At 63.9% G+C, this 20001-nt stretch carries 15 protein-coding genes and 1 other RNA gene; 11 read left to right on the top strand and 5 right to left on the bottom strand.

The window, feature by feature from the left end:
- Nucleotides 1-347: 347 nt before the first annotated feature.
- Nucleotides 348-1127, top strand: coding sequence for a GntR family transcriptional regulator (locus B7D75_RS17335; RefSeq protein ID WP_034082349.1), 780 nt, complete (start codon nt 348-350; stop codon nt 1125-1127).
- 53 nt (nt 1128-1180) lie between these two features.
- On the opposite strand, the gene guaD is transcribed toward B7D75_RS17335, so the two are convergent.
- The 5 genes from guaD to alkB2 all read right to left on the bottom strand — a co-directional run bounded on the left by guaD (nt 1181) and on the right by alkB2 (nt 8613).
- Nucleotides 1181-2485: a guanine deaminase gene (gene guaD, locus B7D75_RS17330; protein WP_107114258.1), complete on the bottom strand. Its 1305-nt coding sequence runs from the start codon at nt 2483-2485 to the stop codon at nt 1181-1183.
- A 63-nt stretch (nt 2486-2548) separates the two neighbouring features.
- Nucleotides 2549-3388: a xanthine dehydrogenase accessory protein XdhC gene (gene xdhC / locus B7D75_RS17325; protein ID WP_034082347.1), complete on the bottom strand. Its 840-nt coding sequence runs from the start codon at nt 3386-3388 to the stop codon at nt 2549-2551.
- Nucleotides 3389-3414: 26 nt separating this feature from the next.
- Nucleotides 3415-5814 carry a xanthine dehydrogenase molybdopterin binding subunit gene (xdhB, locus tag B7D75_RS17320; protein ID WP_003150448.1) on the bottom strand — a complete coding sequence of 800 codons (2400 nt, stop codon included), beginning with the start codon at nt 5812-5814 and terminating at the stop codon, nt 3415-3417.
- Nucleotides 5807-7261: a xanthine dehydrogenase small subunit gene (gene xdhA, locus B7D75_RS17315; protein ID WP_043100590.1), complete on the bottom strand. Its 1455-nt coding sequence runs from the start codon at nt 7259-7261 to the stop codon at nt 5807-5809. Before xdhA ends, xdhB begins: the two co-directional genes overlap by 8 nt.
- A gap of 218 nt (nt 7262-7479) precedes the next feature.
- On the bottom strand, nt 7480-8613 hold the full coding sequence (gene alkB2, locus B7D75_RS17310; RefSeq protein WP_107114257.1) for an alkane 1-monooxygenase AlkB2: 1134 nt from the start codon (nt 8611-8613) through the stop codon (nt 7480-7482).
- Between the two features lie 180 nt (nt 8614-8793).
- On the opposite strand from alkB2, the gene B7D75_RS17305 reads away from it, so the two are divergent.
- From B7D75_RS17305 to B7D75_RS17260, 10 genes are all read left to right on the top strand, one after another.
- Nucleotides 8794-9453: a GntR family transcriptional regulator gene (locus B7D75_RS17305; RefSeq protein ID WP_003150446.1), complete on the top strand. Its 660-nt coding sequence runs from the start codon at nt 8794-8796 to the stop codon at nt 9451-9453.
- Nucleotides 9454-9478: 25 nt separating this feature from the next.
- Nucleotides 9479-12967: a chromosome segregation protein SMC gene (gene smc, locus B7D75_RS17300; protein ID WP_058136084.1), complete on the top strand. Its 3489-nt coding sequence runs from the start codon at nt 9479-9481 to the stop codon at nt 12965-12967.
- A 167-nt stretch (nt 12968-13134) separates the two neighbouring features.
- Entirely contained in the window at nt 13135-14007 is an 873-nt protein-coding gene (gene zipA, locus B7D75_RS17295; protein ID WP_003150445.1) for a cell division protein ZipA, read from the top strand.
- 94 nt (nt 14008-14101) lie between these two features.
- On the top strand, nt 14102-16486 hold the full coding sequence (gene ligA / locus B7D75_RS17290) for an NAD-dependent DNA ligase LigA (protein ID WP_034082343.1): 2385 nt from the start codon (nt 14102-14104) through the stop codon (nt 16484-16486).
- Between the two features lie 48 nt (nt 16487-16534).
- Entirely contained in the window at nt 16535-16912 is a 378-nt protein-coding gene (locus B7D75_RS17285; RefSeq protein WP_003150443.1) for a hypothetical protein, read from the top strand.
- Between the two features lie 110 nt (nt 16913-17022).
- Nucleotides 17023-17119, top strand: an RNA gene (gene ffs, locus B7D75_RS17280) — signal recognition particle sRNA small type.
- A gap of 258 nt (nt 17120-17377) precedes the next feature.
- Complete coding sequence (locus tag B7D75_RS29595; RefSeq protein WP_025297344.1) at nt 17378-17902, top strand: hypothetical protein; 525 nt, start codon at nt 17378-17380, stop codon at nt 17900-17902.
- A 127-nt stretch (nt 17903-18029) separates the two neighbouring features.
- Complete coding sequence (locus B7D75_RS17270; protein ID WP_025297345.1) at nt 18030-18449, top strand: hypothetical protein; 420 nt, start codon at nt 18030-18032, stop codon at nt 18447-18449.
- An 8-nt stretch (nt 18450-18457) separates the two neighbouring features.
- Nucleotides 18458-18832 (top strand): hypothetical protein, encoded by a 375-nt coding sequence (locus B7D75_RS17265; protein ID WP_107114256.1) that lies wholly within the window; start codon nt 18458-18460, stop codon nt 18830-18832.
- A gap of 216 nt (nt 18833-19048) precedes the next feature.
- Nucleotides 19049-19531, top strand: a complete 483-nt coding sequence (locus B7D75_RS17260; RefSeq protein ID WP_025297347.1) for a BAR domain-containing protein — start codon at nt 19049-19051, stop codon at nt 19529-19531.
- Nucleotides 19532-20001 lie beyond the last annotated feature (470 nt).

The following is a 20001-nucleotide window of genomic DNA, read 5'->3' as shown; positions in this document are numbered from 1 at the left end:
TTAGGTCCTGCGGGCCGGTTGGTTACCAGGTCCCTGACGCGGCTCGAAGGTGATGTGAGGGCACGATTTTCTGACCTTTGGGTCAAGAACTCGTGCGAGCGATTATGCCTTTGTATACAAAAAGGTCAAAGAATGTTTGAGGGCGTTTCCCCACATTTTTATCAGCTTTCCGTCGCGGGTCTTCGCCCGGGGCGGCGCAGCGGCGGAAACGGGGAGGGAAAGGGGTGATGCGCCGGGTGCCGCTGCTTGTGTACACTATTTCGCTATCAGCCGCCGGCGCGCCTCACTCGCGCCCGCGAGCGAGGATCAGCCCAGGCCACAAGCCGGACGCACAAGGTTCGAGACCGATGACCGATCAGTTGCAACACATCAGGAAGCCGCCGCGCACCGGCAAGGCTGCCCGCAGCGGTACCCAGGACGAGATCGTCTACGCCCACATCTTCGACGCCATCCTCGAACAACGCCTGGCCCCCGGCACCAAGCTGAGCGAGGAAGCGCTCGGCGAGATCTTCGGCGTCAGCCGCACCATCATTCGCCGCGCCCTGTCGCGCCTGGCCCACGAGCAGGTGGTGCTGCTGCGGCCGAACCGCGGCGCGGTGGTCGCCAGCCCGAGCATCGACGAGGCCCGGCAGATCCTCTTCGCCCGCCGCACCGTCGAGCGCGCCATCACCGAACTGGCCACCGACAACGCCACCGCCGAGCGCCTGGCCGAATTGCGCGAGATGGTGGTGCAGGAACAGTCCAGCTTCGCCCGTGGCGACCGTGGCGCCGGCATCCGCCTGTCCGGCGAGTTCCACCTGAAGCTCGCCGAGATGGCGCGCAATGCTCCTCTGGTGAGCTTCCAGCGCAGCCTGGTTTCGCAGACCTCGCTGATCATCGCCCAGTACGAAAGCGGCGGCCGCTCGCACTGCTCGTTCGACGAGCACAACGAGATCCTCGACGCCATCGAGAGAGGCGACAAGGAGCGCGCGGTGACCCTGATGATGCATCACATGGAGCACATCGACAGCAAGCTCAACCTGGAGAGCGACAACGCGTCCGGCGACCTGCACGCGGTGTTCTCGCATCTGCTCGGGAGCAAGAAGAAGCCGCGCCGGGCCAAGGCCGACAGCGACTCGGCGGCCTGATCCGAAGCATGAAAAAGCCCCGCGTCGCGGGGCTTTTTCGTTACCGCCGGGAGTCAGTCGCGACGATGCACCGAGCGACCGGCGGCGAAGGTTTCCTTCACCGTGCGGTCTTCGCCGAGGATGGTCAGCGCGAACAGCCGTTCGGCCAGACTGCCGGCCTGGCTCAGGCGGTAGGAGAGCAGCGGGGTGGCGTGGTAGTCGAGGACCACGAAGTCCGCCTCGTTGCCGGCGGCGAAGCTGCCGATCCGCTCGTCCAGCTCCAGCGCACGGGCGCCGCCGAGGGTGGCGAGGTAGAGCGACTTGAACGGATCGAGCCGGGCGCCCTGCAACTGCATGACCTTGTACGCCTCGTTCAGCGACTGCAGCTGGGAGAAGCTGGTGCCGGCGCCGACATCGGTGCCGAGGCCGACCTTGACCTTGTAGCGCTCCAGCTTCGGCAGGTCGAACAGGCCGCTGCCGAGGAACAGGTTGGAGGTCGGGCAGAACGCCACCGCCGAGCCGGTCTCCGCCAGGCGCTGGCATTCGCCGTCGCACAGGTGCACGCCATGGGCGAACACCGAACGCGGCCCGAGCAGGCCGTGGTGGTCGTAGACGTCCAGGTAGCCGCTGCGCTCGGGGAACAGCTCCTTCACCCATTCGATTTCCTTGAGGTTCTCCGACAGGTGGGTATGCAGGTACACCCCCGGATGCTCGCGCAGCAGCCGCGCCGCCATGTCCAGCTGTTCCGCGCTGCTGGTCGGGGCGAAGCGCGGGGTCACCGCGTAGAGCAGGCGACCCTGGCCGTGCCAGCGTTCGATCAGCGCCTTGCTGTCGCGGTAGCTGCTCTCGGCGGTGTCGGTCAGGTAGTCCGGCGCGTTGCGGTCCATCATCACCTTGCCGGCGATCAGGCGCAGGTCCAGGCGCCGGGCGGCCTCGAACAGCGAGTCCACCGATTGCCGGTGCACGCTGCCGAAGACCAGCGCGGTGGTGGTGCCGTTGCGCAGCAGTTCCTGCAGGAAGATGGCGGCGACCTGGTCGGCGTGGGCCTTGTCGCCGAATTGGCGCTCGGTGGGGAAGGTATAGGTGTTCAGCCAGTCCAGCAGTTGTTCGCCGTAGGAGGCGATCATCCCGGTTTGCGGGAAATGGATATGGGTATCGATGAAGCCGGGGGTGATCAGCGCGTCGCGGTACTCGACGACCTCGACGTCGCCGATCTCGCCGAGCAGGGCTTCGGCGTCACCGAGGCGGGCGACCTTGCCGTCCTCCACCAGCAGCAGGCCGTCCTCGAAGTATTCGTAGGAGCGTTCGACGCCGACCTCCGCGGGATCGGCGATGCTGTGCAGGATGGCGGCGCGGTAGGCTTTGGCGTTGCGGGTCATGGCAGTCTCGAAAAAAGGTTCGTGGGAGGTCCGCCGCCGGACGGCGGACGCGGGGAGGGGCGCTCAGGATTCCTGGGCGCGGCGTGACTCCGGGGTCAGCCGGGTGACGCTCGACGGACCCTGCTTGCGCTCCAGGCCGAAGGCGGCGTTGTAGGTGGCGATCACCTCGCCGGCGATGGAAATGGCGATCTCCACCGGCAGCTTGCCTTTCACCTGCTCCAGGCCCATCGGGCAGCGCATCCGTTGCAGGCGTTCGGCGTCGACACCACGTTCGCGCAGGCGGTGCTCGAACTTGACGCGCTTGGTCTTCGAGCCGATCAGGCCGAAGTAGGCGAAGTCGTTGCGCGCCAGGATCGCCGCGGTGAGCTCTAGGTCCAGCGGGTGGTTGTGGGTCATGACGATGAAGTGGCTGCCGGGCGGCATCCGCTCGACCTCGTCGAGCACTTCGTCGTTCACCACTTTCTCCACGCCGTCGGGCAGGTCCGCGGGAAATTCGTTCTCCCGCGAGTCGATCCAGCGCACCCGGCAGGGCAGGCCGGCGAGCAAGGGTACCAGGGCGCGGCCGACATGGCCCGCGCCGAATACGGCGATGTGCGCCTGCGGCTGGCCCATCGGTTCGAACAGCAGCACCGTGGCGCCGCCGCAGCACTGGCCCAGGCTGGCGCCCAGGCTGAAGCGTTCCAGGCGGCTGTCCTGGCTGCGCGCGGCAAGCATTTCCCGGGCGATGGCCTGGGCCTTGTATTCCAGGTGGCCGCCGCCGATGGTGTCGTAGAGCCGCTCGGCGCTGACCACCATCTTCGAGCCGGCGTTGCGCGGGGTCGAGCCGCGCTCCTCGATGATGGTCACCAGGACGCAGGGTTCGCCGTTGCGCTGCAGTTCGGCCAGGGCGCTGATCCAGTTCATCTCGTCATCCTCCCGATCGCGGTGGTTCAGGCCGGTTCCACGGCGGCGTCCGCCGCTTGCGCCTGTACGGTCTTCAGCCGGCGCATCTGTTCCACGCCCCAGAGCACCCGCTCGGGCGTCGCCGGCGCGTCGATGGCGGGTTGCGCACGGTAGTCGGCGAGGCTGGCCACGGCGTCCTTGATCGCGCACCAGACCGAGATGCCGAGCATGAACGGCGGCTCGCCGACGGCCTTGGAATGGAACACGGTCTGCTCCGGATTCTTGCGGTTCTCCACCAGTTTCACCCGCAGGTCCAGCGGCATGTCGGCGACGGCGGGAATCTTGTAGCTGGCCGGGCCGCTGGTCATCAGCTTGCCGTTGGCGTTCCAGACCAGCTCCTCCATGGTCAGCCAGCCCATGCCCTGGACGAAGCCGCCTTCCACCTGGCCGATGTCGATGGCCGGGTTCAGCGAGTCACCGACGTCATGCAGGATGTCGGTGCGCAGCATGCGGTACTCGCCGGTGAGGGTGTCGACTATCACCTCCGAGCAGGCGGCGCCGTAGGCGAAATAATAGAAGGGCCGGCCACGGGCCTGCTCGCGGTCGTAGAAGATCTTCGGCGTGCGGTAGAAACCGGTGCTGGACAGCGAGACCTGACCGAAGTAGGCCTGCTGGACCAGGTCCTCGAATGGCAGGATCAGCTCGCGGATGCGTACCTGGTTGTTGCGGAACTCGATGTCCTCCTCGCTGACCTTCCAGTGTCGCGCGGCGAACTCCACCAGGCGCCGCTTGATGGTTTCGGCGGCGTTCTGCGCGGCCTTGCCGTTCAGGTCGGTGCCCGAGGAGGCGGCGGTGGGCGAGGTATTGGGCACCTTGTCGGTATTGGTGGCGGTGATCTGGATGCGGTCGATGTCGACCTGGAACACTTCGGCGACCACCTGGGCGACCTTGGTGTTGAGGCCCTGGCCCATCTCGGTGCCGCCATGGTTCAGGTGGATGCTGCCGTCGGTATAGATGTGGATCAGCGCGCCTGCCTGGTTGAGGAAGGTCGCGGTGAACGAAATGCCGAACTTCACCGGGGTCAGCGCCAGGCCTTTCTTCAGGACCGGGCTGGCGGCATTGAACGCACGGATTTCCTCGCGGCGGCGGGCGTACTCGCTGCTCGCTTCCAGCTCGGCGGTCATCTCCGCCAGCAGGTTGTGCTCGACGGTCTGGTGGTAATGGGTGACGTTGCGCTCGTCCTTGCCGTAGTAGTTGAGCTTGCGCACCTCCAGCGGGTCCTTGCCCAGGCTGCGGGCCACGGCGTCCATGATCTCCTCGATGGCGACCATTCCCTGGGGCCCGCCGAAGCCGCGGTAGGCGGTGTTCGAGGCGGTATTGGTCTTGCAGCGGTGGCCGTTGATGGTGGCGTTGCCGAGGAAGTAGGCGTTGTCCGAATGGAACATGGCGCGGTCGACGATCGAGCCGGAGAGGTCCGGCGAATAGCCGCAGTTGCCGGCCAGGTCGATCTGGATGCCGTGCAGGCGGCCATCGTCGTCGAAGCCGACGTCGTATTCGACGTAGAACGGGTGGCGCTTGCCGGTGATCTGCATGTCTTCCATGCGCGGCAGGCGCATCTTCGCCGGACGCCCGGTGTGATAGGCGACCACCGCGCACAGGCAGGCCGGCGCCGCGGCCTGGGTTTCCTTGCCGCCGAAGCCGCCGCCCATGCGGCGCATGTCGATGACGATGCGGTTGAAGGAAACCCCGAGAACCTCGGCCACCAGCTTCTGCACTTCGGTGGGGTTCTGCGTCGAGCAATAGACGAGCATGCCGCCGTCTTCGGTGGGCATGACCGAGGAAATCTGCGTCTCCAGGTAGAAATGCTCCTGGCCGCCGATGTGCAGCGTGCCTTGCAGGCGATGCGGGGCGCCGGCCAGCGCGGCGGCGGAGTCGCCGATGCGGTGCTGGTGGCTGTCGAGGACGAAATGGCGCTTGCGCAGGGCCTCGACCACGTCGAGCACCGGCTCCAGGTCTTCGTACTCGACGATCGCCGCCATGGCCGCCTTGCGCGCGGTCTCCAGGCTGTCGGCGGCGACCGCCAGGACCATCTGTCCGACATATTCCACCTTGCCGTCGGCGAGCAGCGGGTCGCCGGCCACCACCGGGCCGATGTCCAACTGGCCGGGAACGTCGGCGGCGGTGAGGGCGATGGCGACGCCGGGGAACTGGTAGCAGGGCGTCACGTCGAGGCGGGTGATGCGGGCGTGGGCGCGCTCGCTCAGGCGCGCATAGACGTGCAACTGGTTGGGAAACTCCAGGCGATCGTCGATATAGAGCGCCTCGCCGCTGACGTGCTTGGGTGCGCTTTCGTGCTTGACGCTGCGGCCGACCCCGGTGGTCAGCTCGGCGCGGAACAGGGCGGCCAGCTCTTCCTGGCTCTTGTGCGGCTTGCGATGGTTAGACATAGGCGGTCACCCGGGTTTCGACGGCGGGAGCGTGCAGCTCCAGGAAGCATTTGCGCAGCAGGTTCTGCGCGGTCAGCAGGCGATATTCCTTGCTCGCGCGGAAGTCGCTGAGCGGGGTGAAGTCGTTCGCCAGGGCGGCGGCGGCGCGTTCGAAGCTGGCGGCTTCCAGGCGCGCGCCTTGCAACGCCGCTTCGCAGGCGGCGGCGCGCTTGGGGATCGCCGCCATGCCGCCGAAGGCGACCCTGGCGCGGGCGATCCGGCCGTCTTCCTGGTCGAGGCTGATGGCGGCGCAGACCGCGGAAATATCGTCGTCGATGCGCTTGGAGACCTTGTACGCCTTGAACGCCTGGCCGGGCCGGGCGCGCGGGACGAGGATCTTCTCGATGAACTCGCCTTCTTCGCGGGCGGTGACCTTGTAGTCGAGGAAGTAGTCCTCCAGCGGCAGCTCGCGGCGCCGTTCGCCGCGGCGCAGGACGATCTTCGCGCCGAGGGCGATCAGCAGCGGCGGGGCATCGCCGATCGGCGAGGCGTTGCCGATGTTGCCGCCGAGGGTGCCCTGGTTGCGGATCTGCAAGGACGCGAAGCGTTGCAGCAACTCGCCGAAGTCCGGGTAGTCGGCGGCCAGCGCCTGGCAGCAGTCGGTCAGCGCGGTGGCGGCGCCGATCTCCAGGCAGTTCGCGCCGACTTCGATGCGTTTCATTTCCTCGATGTGGCCGACGTAGATCATCACCGGCAGTTCACGATGGAACTGGGTGACCTCCAGCGCCAGGTCGGTGCCGCCGGCCAGCAGGCGCGCCTGCGGGTTGGCGCCGTAGAGATCGGCGAGGTCGGCGACGGTCAGTGGCAGCAGGCAACGCTTGTCGCCGCTGTTCAGCTCGGCGGTCTCGCGCGGGGCGATGCTGCGCAACTGTTCGAGGATGGCGGCTTCGCCGGCGTCGAACTGGTCCGCGCGCCTGTGGCGGCAGGCCTGCTCGGCGGCCTCGAGGATAGGCCGGTAGCCGGTGCAGCGGCAGAGGTTGCCGGCGAGCGCCTCGTGGGCCTTGGCCGGATCGGCGCCGGCGCTGTTCTTCTGCAGGGCGAACAGCGACATGACGAAGCCCGGCGTGCAGAACCCGCACTGCGAGCCATGGCAGTCGACCATCGCCTGCTGCACGTCGTGCAGGCGGTGCTGCTGCCTGAGGTCCTCGACGGTGATCAATTGTTTGCCGTGAAGGGCGGAAACGAAGGTCAGGCAGGCGTTCAGGCTGCGATAGCGGATGCGTTCGGCACCGTCCTCGCCGGTGACCCGTTCGCCGACCACCACGGTGCAGGCGCCGCAGTCGCCGGAGGCGCAGCCTTCCTTGGTGCCGGTCTTGCCGAGGTGTCGGCGCAGGTAGTCGAGGACGGTGAGGTTGGGGTCCAGGCGTTCTTCGACGCGGATCTCCCGGTTGAGCAGGAACCTGATCAAGGCGTGCCTCCAGGCGGGTTCTTGTTATTGAATTCTAGGCCTTGCAGGAGAACCGGCCGGAGTGGGGCGGTTTCCGCACAGGGCTCCACGGTAGGAGCATGGAGGCGAATCTAGAAAAAACTGACTTTTGAGTCAAATAATTTTTTGACCTGTAGGTCAGTCACTTTCCCCATAAACGAAAACGGCACCCGAAGGTGCCGTTTCCCAGGGCGGGACGCTCAGGCGCGCTGGCTGTCGGTGAGCTGGTATTCCTCGCCGGCATAATAGGCACGCACCTTCGGATCCATCACCGCGCGCCAGAGCGGCGGGAACAGGGCGAGGACGATCATCCCGGCGTAGCCGTTGGGCAGTTGCGGGCTGCTGTCGTAGTGGCGCAGCACCTGGTAACGGCGCTTGGCGTAGGCGTGGTGGTCGGAATGCCGTTGCAGGTGGAAAAGGAACAGGTTGGTCAGGAGGAAATTGCTGTTCCACGAATGTTCCGGCGTGGTGCGCTCGTAGCGGCCGTTGTCCAGGCGTCGCCGATGCAGGCCGTAGTGCTCGACGTAGTTGACGATCTCCAGCAGGGTGAAGGCCATCACCGACTGGCCGAGGAAGAAGAGCGCTCCCAGCCAGCCGAAGGCCAGGCTGAAGCCGAGCAGGAAGAGGGCGCTGATGGCGTACCACCAGATCAGCTCGTTGCGCCAGTGCAGGGCCGGCAGGCCCTTGCGCTTCAGGCGCTCGGCCTCCAGGCGCCAGGCGTTGAGGAAGTTGTGCTTGTAGGCGTGCGGGAGGAACGAGTAGAGGCTCTGGCCGTAGCGCGAGGACGAGGCGTCTTCCGGGGTCGAGACGTGTACATGGTGGCCGCGCACGTGTTCGACCTTGAAGCCGGCGTAGCACACCGCCGCCAGCAGCAGGCCGCCGGCGTTCTGTTCCAGTTGCGGGTCCTTGTGGACCAGTTCGTGGGACACGGTGATGCCGATGGCGCCCATCACGGTCCCCACCGAGAGGATCCAGCCCAGTTGCCCGACCCAGTCCCAGCGGGTCTCGTGGGCGAGGATCCAGCCGGACCAGACGAGCATGCCCAGCAACAGCGGCACGGTGGCCAGGGACAGCACGCGGTAGTAGCCCTGCGCTTCCATCTCCGGCACTTCGCTGGCTTCCTCGGGGTTGGCTGGGTCGCGGCCGACGATGGCATCGAGGATCGGGATCAGCCCGAACACCACGCTGATCACCAGCCAGGGCCAGGCGTTGGGGTAGGCGCTACCGAGCGACCACCAGTAGCTGAGCGGGATGCCGAACACCGCGATCAGCCAGATCCAGTAGCCGTACTTTTTCAGACGCAGCATCCAGGCAGAGGAAAGCGAGGCAAACATGGGGAGTCCTCGTATTTGTCTTGTTAGATTGTCTGACAATTGTCCCCCCTTGGCCGGGCTGCCCCATCCCAACCTTCGTTCTGTCCGCCGTTTCGCCGGGAAGCCGGCGGGGTAACGCCCTGTGTTACACTTCCCATCCACATACCCCCGGAAAACGTGCCCCTGGATAAAAGGATCACCATGACGTTCAAGGCCCCGGACAGCCTGGCAGAGCAGATCGCCCACCACCTCGCGGAACGCATCATCCGGGGAGAACTCAAGGAACGGGAACGTATCCAGGAGCAGAAGGTCACCCAGACCCTCAACGTCAGCCGTGGCTCGGTCCGCGAGGCGTTGCTGATCCTCGAGCGGCGGCACCTGGTGAACATCCTGCCGCGGCGCGGCGCACAGGTGTCCGAATTGTCCCCGCAGCATGTCGAAAGCCTCTACGCGCTGATCGTGCAGCTCTACATCATGCTGGCGGAAAGCGTCGCCCGGCGCTGGCGCAGCGAAGCCGAGCTGGCGCCGTTCCTGGGCATCCAGCAGCGTCTGCTGGGCAACCTGGCGCAGAGCGATATCGACGGTTTCGTCGAGGCCAGCTTCGACATCATGCGCGCGGCCTTCCCCTTCGCCAACAATCCGTACCTGCAAGAGACCGTGGAAAACCTCCTGCCAGCGGTGAGCCGCGCGTATCACCTGGCGCTGGAGCGGCGCAAGGCGGAAATGAACCAGTTCCTCGGCAGTTTCGCCCAGCTCCTGCAAGCGGTGATCGCCCGCGACGAGGCGAGGATCCGCGAGGTCCTGCTGGAATACGGCCGCCACAACTGCCAGCTGGTGCTGGCAGCGCTCGCCGAACGCTGATGGCGATCCTGGCGGGAGCGCACGCATGCGCCTGAAGAGCATCAAGCTGGCGGGGTTCAAGTCCTTCGTCGATCCGACCACGGTGAACTTCCCCAGCAACATGGCGGCAGTGGTCGGACCGAACGGCTGCGGCAAGTCGAACATCATCGACGCGGTGCGCTGGGTGATGGGTGAGAGTTCAGCGAAGAACCTGCGCGGCGAGTCGATGACCGACGTCATCTTCAATGGCTCGAACACCCGCAAACCGGTGAGCCAGGCGAGCATCGAGCTGATCTTCGACAACGCCGAGACCACGCTGGTCGGCGAATACGCCCGGTACGCCGAGATATCCATTCGCCGACGGGTCTCGCGGGACGGGCAGAACACCTATTTCCTCAACGGCACCAAGTGCCGGCGGCGCGATATCACCGACATCTTCCTCGGCACCGGCCTGGGGCCGCGCAGCTACTCGATCATCGAACAGGGCATGATCTCCAAGCTGATCGAGGCGCGTCCGGAAGACCTGCGCAACTTCATCGAGGAAGCCGCAGGCATTTCCAAATACAAGGAGCGCCGCCGCGAAACCGAAAGCCGCATCCGTCGGACCCAGGAAAACCTGGCACGCCTCACCGACCTGCGCGAAGAGCTGGGGCGGCAACTGGAGCGCCTGCACCGCCAGGCCCAGTCGGCGGAAAAATACCAGGAACACAAGGCCGAGGAGCGCCAGCTCAAGGCCCAGCTGGGCGCTGTGCGCTGGCGCGACCTGAACGAGCAGGTCGGTCAGCGCGAGCGGGTGATCGGCGACCAGGAGATCGCCTTCGAGGCCCTGGTGGCCGAGCAGCGTGGCGCCGATGCCGGCATCGAACGGCTGCGCGACGGCCATCACGAGTTGTCCGAACGCTTCAACCAGGTGCAGGCGCGTTTCTATTCGGTCGGCGGCGACATCGCCCGGGTCGAGCAGAGTATCCAGCATGGCCAGCAGCGCCAGCGTCAGTTGCAGGACGACCTGCGCGAAGCCGAACGGACCCGCCAGGAAACCGAGTCGCACCTCGGGCACGACCGCACCCTGCTGGCGACCCTGGCAGAGGAAATGGCCATGCTCGCGCCGGAGCAGGAGCTCAGCGCGGCCGCCGCGGAAGAGGCGGGCATCGCCCTGGAACAGGCCGAGCAGGACATGCAGGCCTGGCAGCAGCAGTGGGACGCCTTCAACCAGCAGAGCGCCGAGCCCCGCCGCCAGGCCGAGGTGCAGCAGTCGCGCATCCAGCATCTGGAACAGAGTCTGGAGCGCCTGCAGGACCGCGAGCGACGCCTGCAGGACGAGCGTGGCCAGTTGGCGGCCGATCCCGAGGACGCGGCGATCCTCGAACTCAACGAACAGGTGGCGATCGCCGAGCTGGCCCTGGAAGAACTGCAATTGCAGGAACAGGGCCAGGCCGAGCGGCTCGAACAATTGCGCCGGGAATTGCAGCAACTGGCGGCCGAACAGAACCTGGCGCAGGGCGAGTTGCAGCGCCTGAACGGGCGTATCGCTTCGCTGGAGGCCTTGCAGCAGGCGGCTCTCGATCCCGGCCAGGGCGCGTTGGAGTGGTTGCGCGAACAGGGCCTGGAACAACGTCCGCGCCTCGCCGAAGGCCTGCGCGTCGAGCCGGGCTGGGAGCTGGCGGTGGAGACCGTGCTCGGCGCGGATCTGCAGGCGGTCTTGCTGGACGGCTTCGACGGGCTCGACCTGGGCGGCTTCGGCAAGGGCGAACTGCGCCTGCTCAGCCCCGCTCGCGGAGCCACGAAGGCGTCCGGTTCGCTGCTGGACAAGGTTCGTGCCGACGCCGACCTGAGTCCCTGGCTGGCCCGGGTGACACCGGTGGAGACCCTGGAGCAGGCGCTCGCCCAGCGCGGCGCCCTGGACGACGGCGAGAGCCTGATCAGTCGCGATGGCTATTGGGTCGGCCGGCACTTCCTGCGGGTCCGGCGCAGCGACGAGGCCCAGGGCGGCATGCTCGCCCGCGCCCAGGAACTGGAGGCGTTGCAGGAGCAGCGCGAGACCCTGGAAACCCGCGTCGCCGAAGGCGAGGAGCGCCTGGCCGCGGCCCGCGACGAGCAGCGCGAGCTGGAAGGCGCGCGCGAGCAGGTGCGCCGGCAGGTCCAGGAGGAGGGTCGCCGGCACGGCGAGCTGAAGGCGCAGTTGTCCGCGCAGCAGGCCAAGGTCGAGCAACTGGTGCTGCGTCGCCGCCGTCTCGACGAAGAAGTGGCGGAACTGGCCGAGCAGCGCGCGCTGGAACAGGAACAACTGAGCGAGGCGCGCCTGACCCTGCAGGAAGCACTGGATAGCATGGCGCTGGACACCGAGCGGCGGGAAACCCTGCTGGCCGAGCGTGACGCCCTGCGCGAACGGCTCGACCGGATTCGCCAGGATGCCCGTACCCACAAGGACCATGCGCATCAACTGGCGGTGCGGGTCGGCTCGCTCAAGGCGCAGCACAATTCCACCCAGCAGGCCCTGGAGCGCCTCGACCAGCAGTCGGCTCGCCTCAACGAGCGTTGCGAGCAGCTCAACCTCAACCTGGAGGAGGGCGCCGCGCCGCTGGAAGAGCTGCGCATGAAGCTCGAGGAGTTGCTGGAGCGACGGATGGCCGTCGAGGACGAGCTGAAGCAGGCGCGGCTGGCCCTGGAAGACGCAGACCGCGACTTGCGCGATGTGGAGAAGCGCCGCAGCCAGGCCGAGCAGCAGTCGCAGCTGCTGCGCGGGCAGCTGGAGCAGCAGCGCCTGGAATGGCAGGGGCTGGTGGTTCGGCGCAAGGCCCTGCAGGAGCAGCTCGCCGAGGACGGCTACGAATTGCACACGGTGCTGGCCAACCTGCCGCTGGATGCCAGCGAGCGCGAATGGGAGGAGCGTCTGGAAAGTCTCGCGGCGCGTATCCAGCGGCTCGGTCCGATCAACCTGGCGGCGATCGAGGAGTACCAGCAGCAGTCCGAGCGCAAGCGCTACCTGGACTCGCAGAACGACGACCTGGCCGAGGCGCTGGAAACCCTGGAGAACGTCATCCGCAAGATCGACCGGGAAACCCGCAATCGTTTCAAGGAAACCTTCGACCAGATCAATGGTGGCCTTCAGGCATTGTTCCCGAAGGTCTTCGGCGGCGGCACGGCCTATCTGGAACTTACCGGCGAAGATCTACTCGATACCGGGGTGGCGATCATGGCTCGTCCGCCGGGCAAGAAGAACAGCACCATCCACTTGTTGTCCGGCGGGGAAAAGGCATTGACCGCACTGGCGCTGGTATTCGCCATCTTCCAGTTGAATCCGGCGCCGTTCTGCATGCTCGACGAAGTCGATGCGCCATTGGATGACGCCAACGTCGGACGTTATGCGCGATTGGTGAAGGAGATGTCGGAGAAAGTGCAGTTCATCTATATCACCCACAACAAGATCGCCATGGAGATGGCCGATCAGTTGATGGGCGTGACCATGCATGAGCCGGGCTGTTCACGGCTTGTTGCAGTTGATGTGGAAGAGGCCGTCGCATTGGCTGAAGCCTGAGGATCAGGCAGTGTAAACTTGGGCATGGGCATGTTAGTTTAATGGCCACTTTTTTGTATCGCGTGGGAAAGGACTGTCAGAACAAGGTTGGCTCCACGTTTCAAGGGATAGGATGTCCTTTTTTCATTTTTTTTATTCACCATTTTCACTAGGGGCTACGGAATTACATGGATATCGGTCTGCGCGAATGGCTTATCGTTATCGGGCTTATCGTGATCGCCGGCATTCTCTTCGACGGTTGGCGGCGGATGCGGGGCGGCAAGGGCAAGTTGAAGTTCAAGCTCGACCGCAGTTTCGCCAACCTGCCGGACGACGACGGCGATTCGGCTGAATTGCTCGGCCCGGCGCGGGTGGTCGAACATCGCGAGCCGTCCTTCGACGAACAGGACCTGCCCAGCGTCAGCGCGCGGGAAGGCAAGGAACGCAAGGGCGGCAAGCGCCAGGACGAGCCGCGCCAGGGCGACCTGGATCTCGACGAGGGCATGGCCCTGGAGGCCGATCCGAGCGATGCCGCCGAGCCGCTGGAACCGCGCAAGGGCAAGTCGAAGGGGCGCAAGGAGAAAGAGCGGGAAAAGGCCCCGAGCGTGGCCGCCGCCGAGCCGGCGCCGGTCGACGAGGTGCTGATCATCAACGTCATCGCCCGCGACGAGAGCGGCTTCAAGGGACCGGCACTGCTGCAGAACATCCTCGAGAGCGGCCTGCGCTTCGGCGACATGGACATCTTCCACCGCCACGAAAGCATGGCCGGCAATGGCGAGATCCTGTTCTCCATGGCCAACGCAGTGAAGCCGGGTACCTTCGACCTGGACGACATCGACAACTTCAGCACCCGTGCCGTGAGCTTCTTCCTCGGCCTGCCGGGGCCGCGCCATCCGAAGCAGGCCTTCGACGTGATGGTCGCCGCCGCGCGCAAGCTGGCTCACGAGCTGAACGGCGAACTGAAGGACGAGCAGCGCAGCGTGCTGACCGCCCAGACTATCGAGCACTACCGCCAGCGCATCATCGACCATGAGCGTCGCAGCCTGATGCAGAAGCGCTGAGCCGGCCATACCCCTCTCCTTCTTGCGGGAGAGGGGGCGAACTACTCTATAGAGCAGCCGAGGCTGCTCTTTTCGTTTCACGGACTCCCACACCATGACCGACACCCAGGCCGCCGCCGAACGTATCGCGCAACTGCGAACCGAGCTGGACACCCACAACTACCGTTACTACGTGCTCGACGAGCCGAGCATTCCGGACGCCGAGTACGACCGCCTGTTCCGCGAACTGCAGGCGCTGGAGGCGGAGCACCCGCAACTGCTGACGCCCGATTCGCCGACCCAGCGGGTCAGCGGCACCCCGGCCTCGGCTTTCGGCGAAGTGCGCCATGAAATCCCCATGCTCAGCCTCGGCAATGCCTTCGAGGAGCAGGACCTGCTGGACTTCGACCGTCGGGTGCGCGAGGGCCTGGCCGATCTGCTGCCGGGCGGCGACCTGCTCGGTGGTGGGGCGGAGGTGGAATACAGCTGCGAGCCGAAGCTGGACGGCCTGGCCGTCAGCCTGCTCTACGAGAACGGTCAACTGGTGCGCGGCGCCACCCGCGGCGATGGCAGCACCGGCGAGGACATCACCAGCAACGTGCGCACCATTCGCAACGTACCGCTGAAGTTGCACGGCGAAGGCTGGCCGGACATCCTCGAAGTGCGCGGCGAGGTGTTCATGTCCAGGGCCGGTTTCGAGGCGCTCAATGCCAAGGCCGTGGAAAGCGGCGGCAAGACCTTCGCCAACCCGCGCAACGCGGCAGCCGGCAGCCTGCGCCAGCTGGACTCGAAGATCACCGCCAGCCGCCCGCTGGAGTTCTGTGCCTACGGTTTCGGCCGGGTCAGCGGAACGCTGCCGGATACCCAGGTGGGCATCCTGGAGGCGTTCCGCGGCTGGGGCATTCCGATCAGCCGCGAGCTGCGCCTGGTGAAGGGCGCCCAGGCCTGCCGCGATTACTACGACGATATCGGCCGCCGGCGCGATGCGCTGGCCTACGAGATCGACGGGGTGGTGTTCAAGGTCAATCGCATCGCCTTCCAGCGTGAGCTGGGTTTCCGCGCCCGCGAGCCACGCTGGGCGATCGCCCACAAGTTTCCCGCCCGCGAGGAACTGACCGAGCTGCTCGGCGTGGAGTTCCAGGTCGGCCGTACCGGCGCGGTGACTCCAGTGGCGCGTCTCAAGCCGGTGCAGGTGGCCGGCGTCACGGTGTCCAACGCGACCCTGCACAATATGGACGAGGTTGCCCGCCTGGGTCTGCGCATCGGCGACACGGTGGTGATCCGCCGCGCCGGCGACGTGATTCCGCAGGTCATGCAGGTGGTGCTCGAGCGCCGCCCGGCGGATGCGCAGCCGATCGAGGTGCCCGAGCACTGCCCGGTCTGCGGCTCGGCCGTGGAGCGGACCCAACTGGTCAGGCGCAGCAAGGGCAGGGAGTCGCTCAGCGAGGGCGCGATCTACCGTTGTGTCGGCCGGCTGTCCTGCCAGGCGCAACTGAAGCAGGCGATCATCCATTTCGTCTCGCGCCGGGCAATGGACATCGACGGCCTTGGCGACAAGATCGTCGAGCAACTGGTGGATCGCGGGCTGGTCGCCTCGCCGGCGGATCTCTATACCCTGACCTATGACCAGGTGTTCGAGCTGGAAGGGTTCGCCGAGCTGTCCACCAACAACCTGCTGGCGGCCATCGCCGACAGCCGCACGCCTTCGCTGGCGCGCTTCATCTTCGCCCTCGGGATTCCCGACGTCGGCGAGGAGACCGCCAAGCTGCTGGCGCGCTCGCTGGGTTCGCTGGAGCGGATCGGCAAGGCGCTGCCGGAAGTGCTGACCTACCTGCCGGACGTCGGCGCCGAGGTGGCATACGAGATCCACAACTTCTTCGCCGACGAGCACAACCGCCAGGTGATCGCCCAGTTGCGCGATGCCGAACATGGCGTGCAGTTGCAGGAAGAGGGCGAGGTCGCCGCGGAGTTCGCCGCCTGTGCCTCGCTGGCCGGTTTCATCGACAAGCTGAACATTCCCTTCATCGCCGCCACCGGCGCGGAAAAGCTGGCCAGCCGCTTCGGTTCGCTCGACGGCATCATCCGCGCCGACTGGCTCGATCTACGCCAGGTGGAGCGTCTGCCCGAGCGAGCGGCGAAAAGCCTGCGCGATTTCTTCGACGAGCCAGCCAACGTGCAGCGTGCCCTGGCCATCGAGGCGCAGTTGCGTGAGTTCGGCATGCATTGGCAAAGCGAGCGCAAGGCGGTCGAAGGCCTGCCTCTGGCCGGGCAGACCTGGGTGCTGACCGGCACCCTGGAGGCGATGAGTCGCGACGTGGCCAAGGAGAAGCTGGAAGGGCTCGGCGCCAAGGTCGCCGGCTCGGTCTCGGCCAGGACCCACTGCGTGGTCGCCGGGCCCGGCGCCGGCTCGAAGCTGGCCAAGGCCAACGAACTGGGGCTGAAGGTCCTCGACGAGGACGGCCTGCTGAAACTCTTGGACGAATACGGCGTCGCCCACTGAGCCGGCGGTGCCGTCGCTACGAACGATTTCCGAAGACTGGAGTGAACGATGGACAAGGCAAGAAAGCAGCGGTTGCTGGGGGTCTTGGCGCTGGTGGTGCTGTTCGGCGCCTATGTCGGCTGGAGCGAGCGGCCGCGCATCCTGCTGCATTACAGCGGCCAGGCGCCCGCGCCGATCGCCTACAGCTACAGGGAGAAGGGCGTGGAGACCTTCTCCGGGGAGATCCGCCCCGGCCAGGTGCGCGAATTCCCGGTGAAATTGTTCGGCGGCAGCGATTATCGCATCGCCTTTTCCTTCCACCGGGGCGAGGAGAAGTATGCCTCGTTCAGCACCAAGCCGGGTTGGGGCACCCTGGACCTGTACGTCGACAGCGAACTGAGCGTATCCACCCAGCCGCCGCCGGAGGGCCTGATCCAGCAGCATTGAGCGGCTTCTGCGAAGCCGATTGCAAACGTAAGTGCTTGAAGTGGTTGTAACTTACGCGCAAGCCGGTAGAATGGCGCGGCCTACCCCAGGGTAGGCTGCAATGGTGGCCCTGTCGGTCCCCCCGCAACGATTACCCGTCAACCTGGTCAGGTCCGGAAGGAAGCAGCCACAGCGGGAACATCGTGTGCCGGGGTGTGGCTGGCGGGGCCGCCTCCATTTCTAAGCCCTTGATTCTAAAGGGCTTCCTCGCTCGAAAATCTTGAAGTGTGACAGCGTTTAGGTACACCTAAGTGGTGCACCGTAGGCGGCATGTTAGCTCGTCTCTGGCTTTTCTCCAATTCTCCGGCTCAATCCCATTGTTCTTAGCTGTTGCTGAGTGGCATTCTGCTGTCTACTGTATATGTGTACATGCGAGGGGCTTGCGTGTTGTAACACACGACCGGCGAAACCAGTCAGGAGGGTGGAATGAGTTGGGAGCGAGACGTGGTCGAGGCAGTGAATGGCATGGCCGAAGAGATTGCGGAGATTAGAAAGTTTCAAGAGGCCTGTGAGAGAGATAGGGATATTGGGACACTAATGCAGCTCAACGAAAAGCTGATGACTCAGGCCTCAAACTACACGAACCTAATTATGGTGGCAGGGTATGCGGGGCTCTTTGGACTATGGTCAACCTTGGTTGGGCGTCTGCCTCAATGGCTGTATGCTTTGTGCGGTCTGCTGGCATTGCTATCTCTTCTCCTTTTCGTCTCTTGGGAAATTATCAAGATGGTGTGGGGAAGCCTGTACGTTAAACGCACCAACCGGATAATAACAACGGTGGCTAGAGGGAAAAAACCGATGGATATGTATCAGGCGGCAATGTCCCTCTATAACGTCAAGATGCATAAGGTTTGGTTGTGGTTTTTCGTTCCAACCGTAGTGTTGGGAGTAGGGGCTGGGCTTTTGCTTGTCGGTTACTTCAGTCTTGAGGTGTGGTGCTCGATCAGCTGAGATTGCTTCGTCTGCGCCGCCTAAGGGGCTGGAACGGAGTGAAGTTGTGGTCAGCTCAACTGCTGATCCGAGGTGAGAGCTAAAAGCCTGCTTTAAAAACTGTACGTGATTGTCAATTGAGATCGAGATGAAAATACCTACCGATTTGATGATCCTCAGACTTATATACAAGCTCTACTACGAAGAATTCAAGAATTTCTCAAAGGAAGGTGATGTTGATAATGGGCGAAAGACCAAGATTTTCGTGCCAATTGATTGCAATCTGATAGCCGATGAGTTGAATGTCGATGCTGATATCGTCTTCGGGAGGCTCTACTACTACATGCAAGAGAGGTACGGCTACACGCGAGACGATGGCAGCAAAGTCGCCTTCTACGCACCGATAGCGGGAGAGTCCAATCGCTGTATCAATTTTCCTATGCTCGCATCAGTGCTCGCGGGATTAGAGGAGGAGAACAGTAAAGCTCAAGGAGCCATCTACCTATCCCTTTTTGCTACAGCGATTGCAATTGTCTCTGTCATCGTCACATGGCTGACAAAAGGATGAGTGTCGTCATGGCACGGCTTCTTGCTATCTTAGCCTTCATTAGTTCCCCCATTGCAGCCGCCACTAGCTACACCGAGGAGCGCGATCCCATATACGAGAGAGCTAGTATCGCCCTCTTTTGCATGAATCATTTTTATAACCGTACGACGGGCTACCTCGGCATGCAGGCAGGAATGTCAGCTCAGGCGGATCTAGCTAAACGATTACCGCTCCTCCCGGACGGCGAGAAGCTTGCTGGAGAGATGCGACTAGCTTTGAACGCAATGACTAAGAATCAAGGCAACAAGGCTGTACCTACACATTGTTGGCAATACATCCCAAAGGATCACGGCCTGACGTCCGACGAGATCCTGCGCTTTCTGAAGCGAAGCTCCTTGGACTGATCTAACCTGTCCCGCCGTGGGAAGGAGCGCAGTGACCAGATATTTTTTTGTGTCGGTGATTGTTGTGACCGTGGTTCTGTTCTTCCTGCTGAAGTAGTCTTAGGACGGTGGCTTCCGTCTCGCCCGGCGTCCATTTTCAGATGGAGTGCTTGAAATACGATCTTCGGGCCGCCATGTAGAGTTGTTGTCTAATACGCCAAGCGCGATGGAGATGCGATGTCTGAGATGGAAAAACTAGCAGCCATGCTGTCACAAAAGAAACTTCAGCAAGAACAGGTCAAGGAGGATGCTGAGAATCAATACCAACAATGGGTTGAGTCGCTTAAGAGGCTGTATAGGGATATGGAGGAGTGGCTTCAGCCGCTTGTCAGCTCTGGCGTCGCTAGTGTAGCGATTACTACTGTTCAGAAGTCGGAGCGCCCCAGTGATGATCTGGCCGGTAGCTACGACGCGCCAATACTCGTTGTGACGATCAATGGTAAGCGGCTGAGCGTCGACTCCGTCGGTCGGTACGTGCTTGGTTGCCAAGGTGCGGTGATTGTAAAGGGGGTTAGTAAAGAGGTTGGGCTTGTTCGATTTGTCGAGGACGGTTTTGATCGGTGGAAAATTCGTTCGACTACAAATGGAGGACGGTCCATCAAGCTTCATGAACTGAATTCAGACAATTTCGCTAAACTCCTTCAGGACTTTCTCCACTAGCTGCTGAGGGCTTGTATTCACCCCGTAGTGCTGTCTGGTTCCTTTCAGTGGGGTTGTGCCGACGCCTCGTTGATGCTAATGGCCTATTGGATAGTCTATCTTTTAGAGTATATGCATAAAGGGCGCCCACTTGGGCGCCCTTTGTTCTATTGGGTTTAGATGACTTGGTTGGTTACTCGCACATGGTGTTCGTCGGTTGCTGAAGTTTCTCGCTGGTACTGGCTGCACTCTGACTAACGATTGCTGTTAACATGAGTGACTATGATATGCACTGTACAGGGTTACAGTGAAATGGCTTGCAGTGGCGATTCGGCAAGGTAGAATTCTGTTGTCCCCATTCGTGGGGAAATAGAAAGCCCCAGCCCCTTTCGAGGCTGAGGCTGGTGCAAAGTCGTCTTTGGGGAAGAGTGCTTGGCGGCTTCCTAACCCCGAAAACGACGAAACCTCACGACATGCGGGAGGCTTTAGCA

The sequence above is a fragment of the Pseudomonas paraeruginosa genome, assembly GCF_003025345.2.
In the GTDB taxonomy this organism is placed as follows: Bacteria; Pseudomonadota; Gammaproteobacteria; order Pseudomonadales; family Pseudomonadaceae; genus Pseudomonas; species Pseudomonas paraeruginosa.
The sequence above is the reverse complement of the archived record's forward strand: the minus strand, read 5'-3'. Positions and strand labels throughout refer to the sequence as shown.

Coding starts and splice junctions, on each gene's coding strand:
- B7D75_RS17335 (WP_034082349.1), top strand. CDS start 348: ATGACCGATCAGTTGCAACACATCAGGAAGCCGCCGCGCACCGGCAAG.
- guaD (WP_107114258.1), bottom strand. CDS start 2,485: ATGACCCGCAACGCCAAAGCCTACCGCGCCGCCATCCTGCACAGCATC.
- xdhC (WP_034082347.1), bottom strand. CDS start 3,388: ATGAACTGGATCAGCGCCCTGGCCGAACTGCAGCGCAACGGCGAACCC.
- xdhB (WP_003150448.1), bottom strand. CDS start 5,814: ATGTCTAACCATCGCAAGCCGCACAAGAGCCAGGAAGAGCTGGCCGCC.
- alkB2 (WP_107114257.1), bottom strand. CDS start 8,613: ATGTTTGCCTCGCTTTCCTCTGCCTGGATGCTGCGTCTGAAAAAGTAC.
- B7D75_RS17305 (WP_003150446.1), top strand. CDS start 8,794: ATGACGTTCAAGGCCCCGGACAGCCTGGCAGAGCAGATCGCCCACCAC.
- smc (WP_058136084.1), top strand. CDS start 9,479: ATGCGCCTGAAGAGCATCAAGCTGGCGGGGTTCAAGTCCTTCGTCGAT.
- zipA (WP_003150445.1), top strand. CDS start 13,135: ATGGATATCGGTCTGCGCGAATGGCTTATCGTTATCGGGCTTATCGTG.
- ligA (WP_034082343.1), top strand. CDS start 14,102: ATGACCGACACCCAGGCCGCCGCCGAACGTATCGCGCAACTGCGAACC.
- B7D75_RS17285 (WP_003150443.1), top strand. CDS start 16,535: ATGGACAAGGCAAGAAAGCAGCGGTTGCTGGGGGTCTTGGCGCTGGTG.
- B7D75_RS29595 (WP_025297344.1), top strand. CDS start 17,378: ATGAGTTGGGAGCGAGACGTGGTCGAGGCAGTGAATGGCATGGCCGAA.
- B7D75_RS17270 (WP_025297345.1), top strand. CDS start 18,030: ATGAAAATACCTACCGATTTGATGATCCTCAGACTTATATACAAGCTC.
- B7D75_RS17265 (WP_107114256.1), top strand. CDS start 18,458: ATGGCACGGCTTCTTGCTATCTTAGCCTTCATTAGTTCCCCCATTGCA.
- B7D75_RS17260 (WP_025297347.1), top strand. CDS start 19,049: ATGTCTGAGATGGAAAAACTAGCAGCCATGCTGTCACAAAAGAAACTT.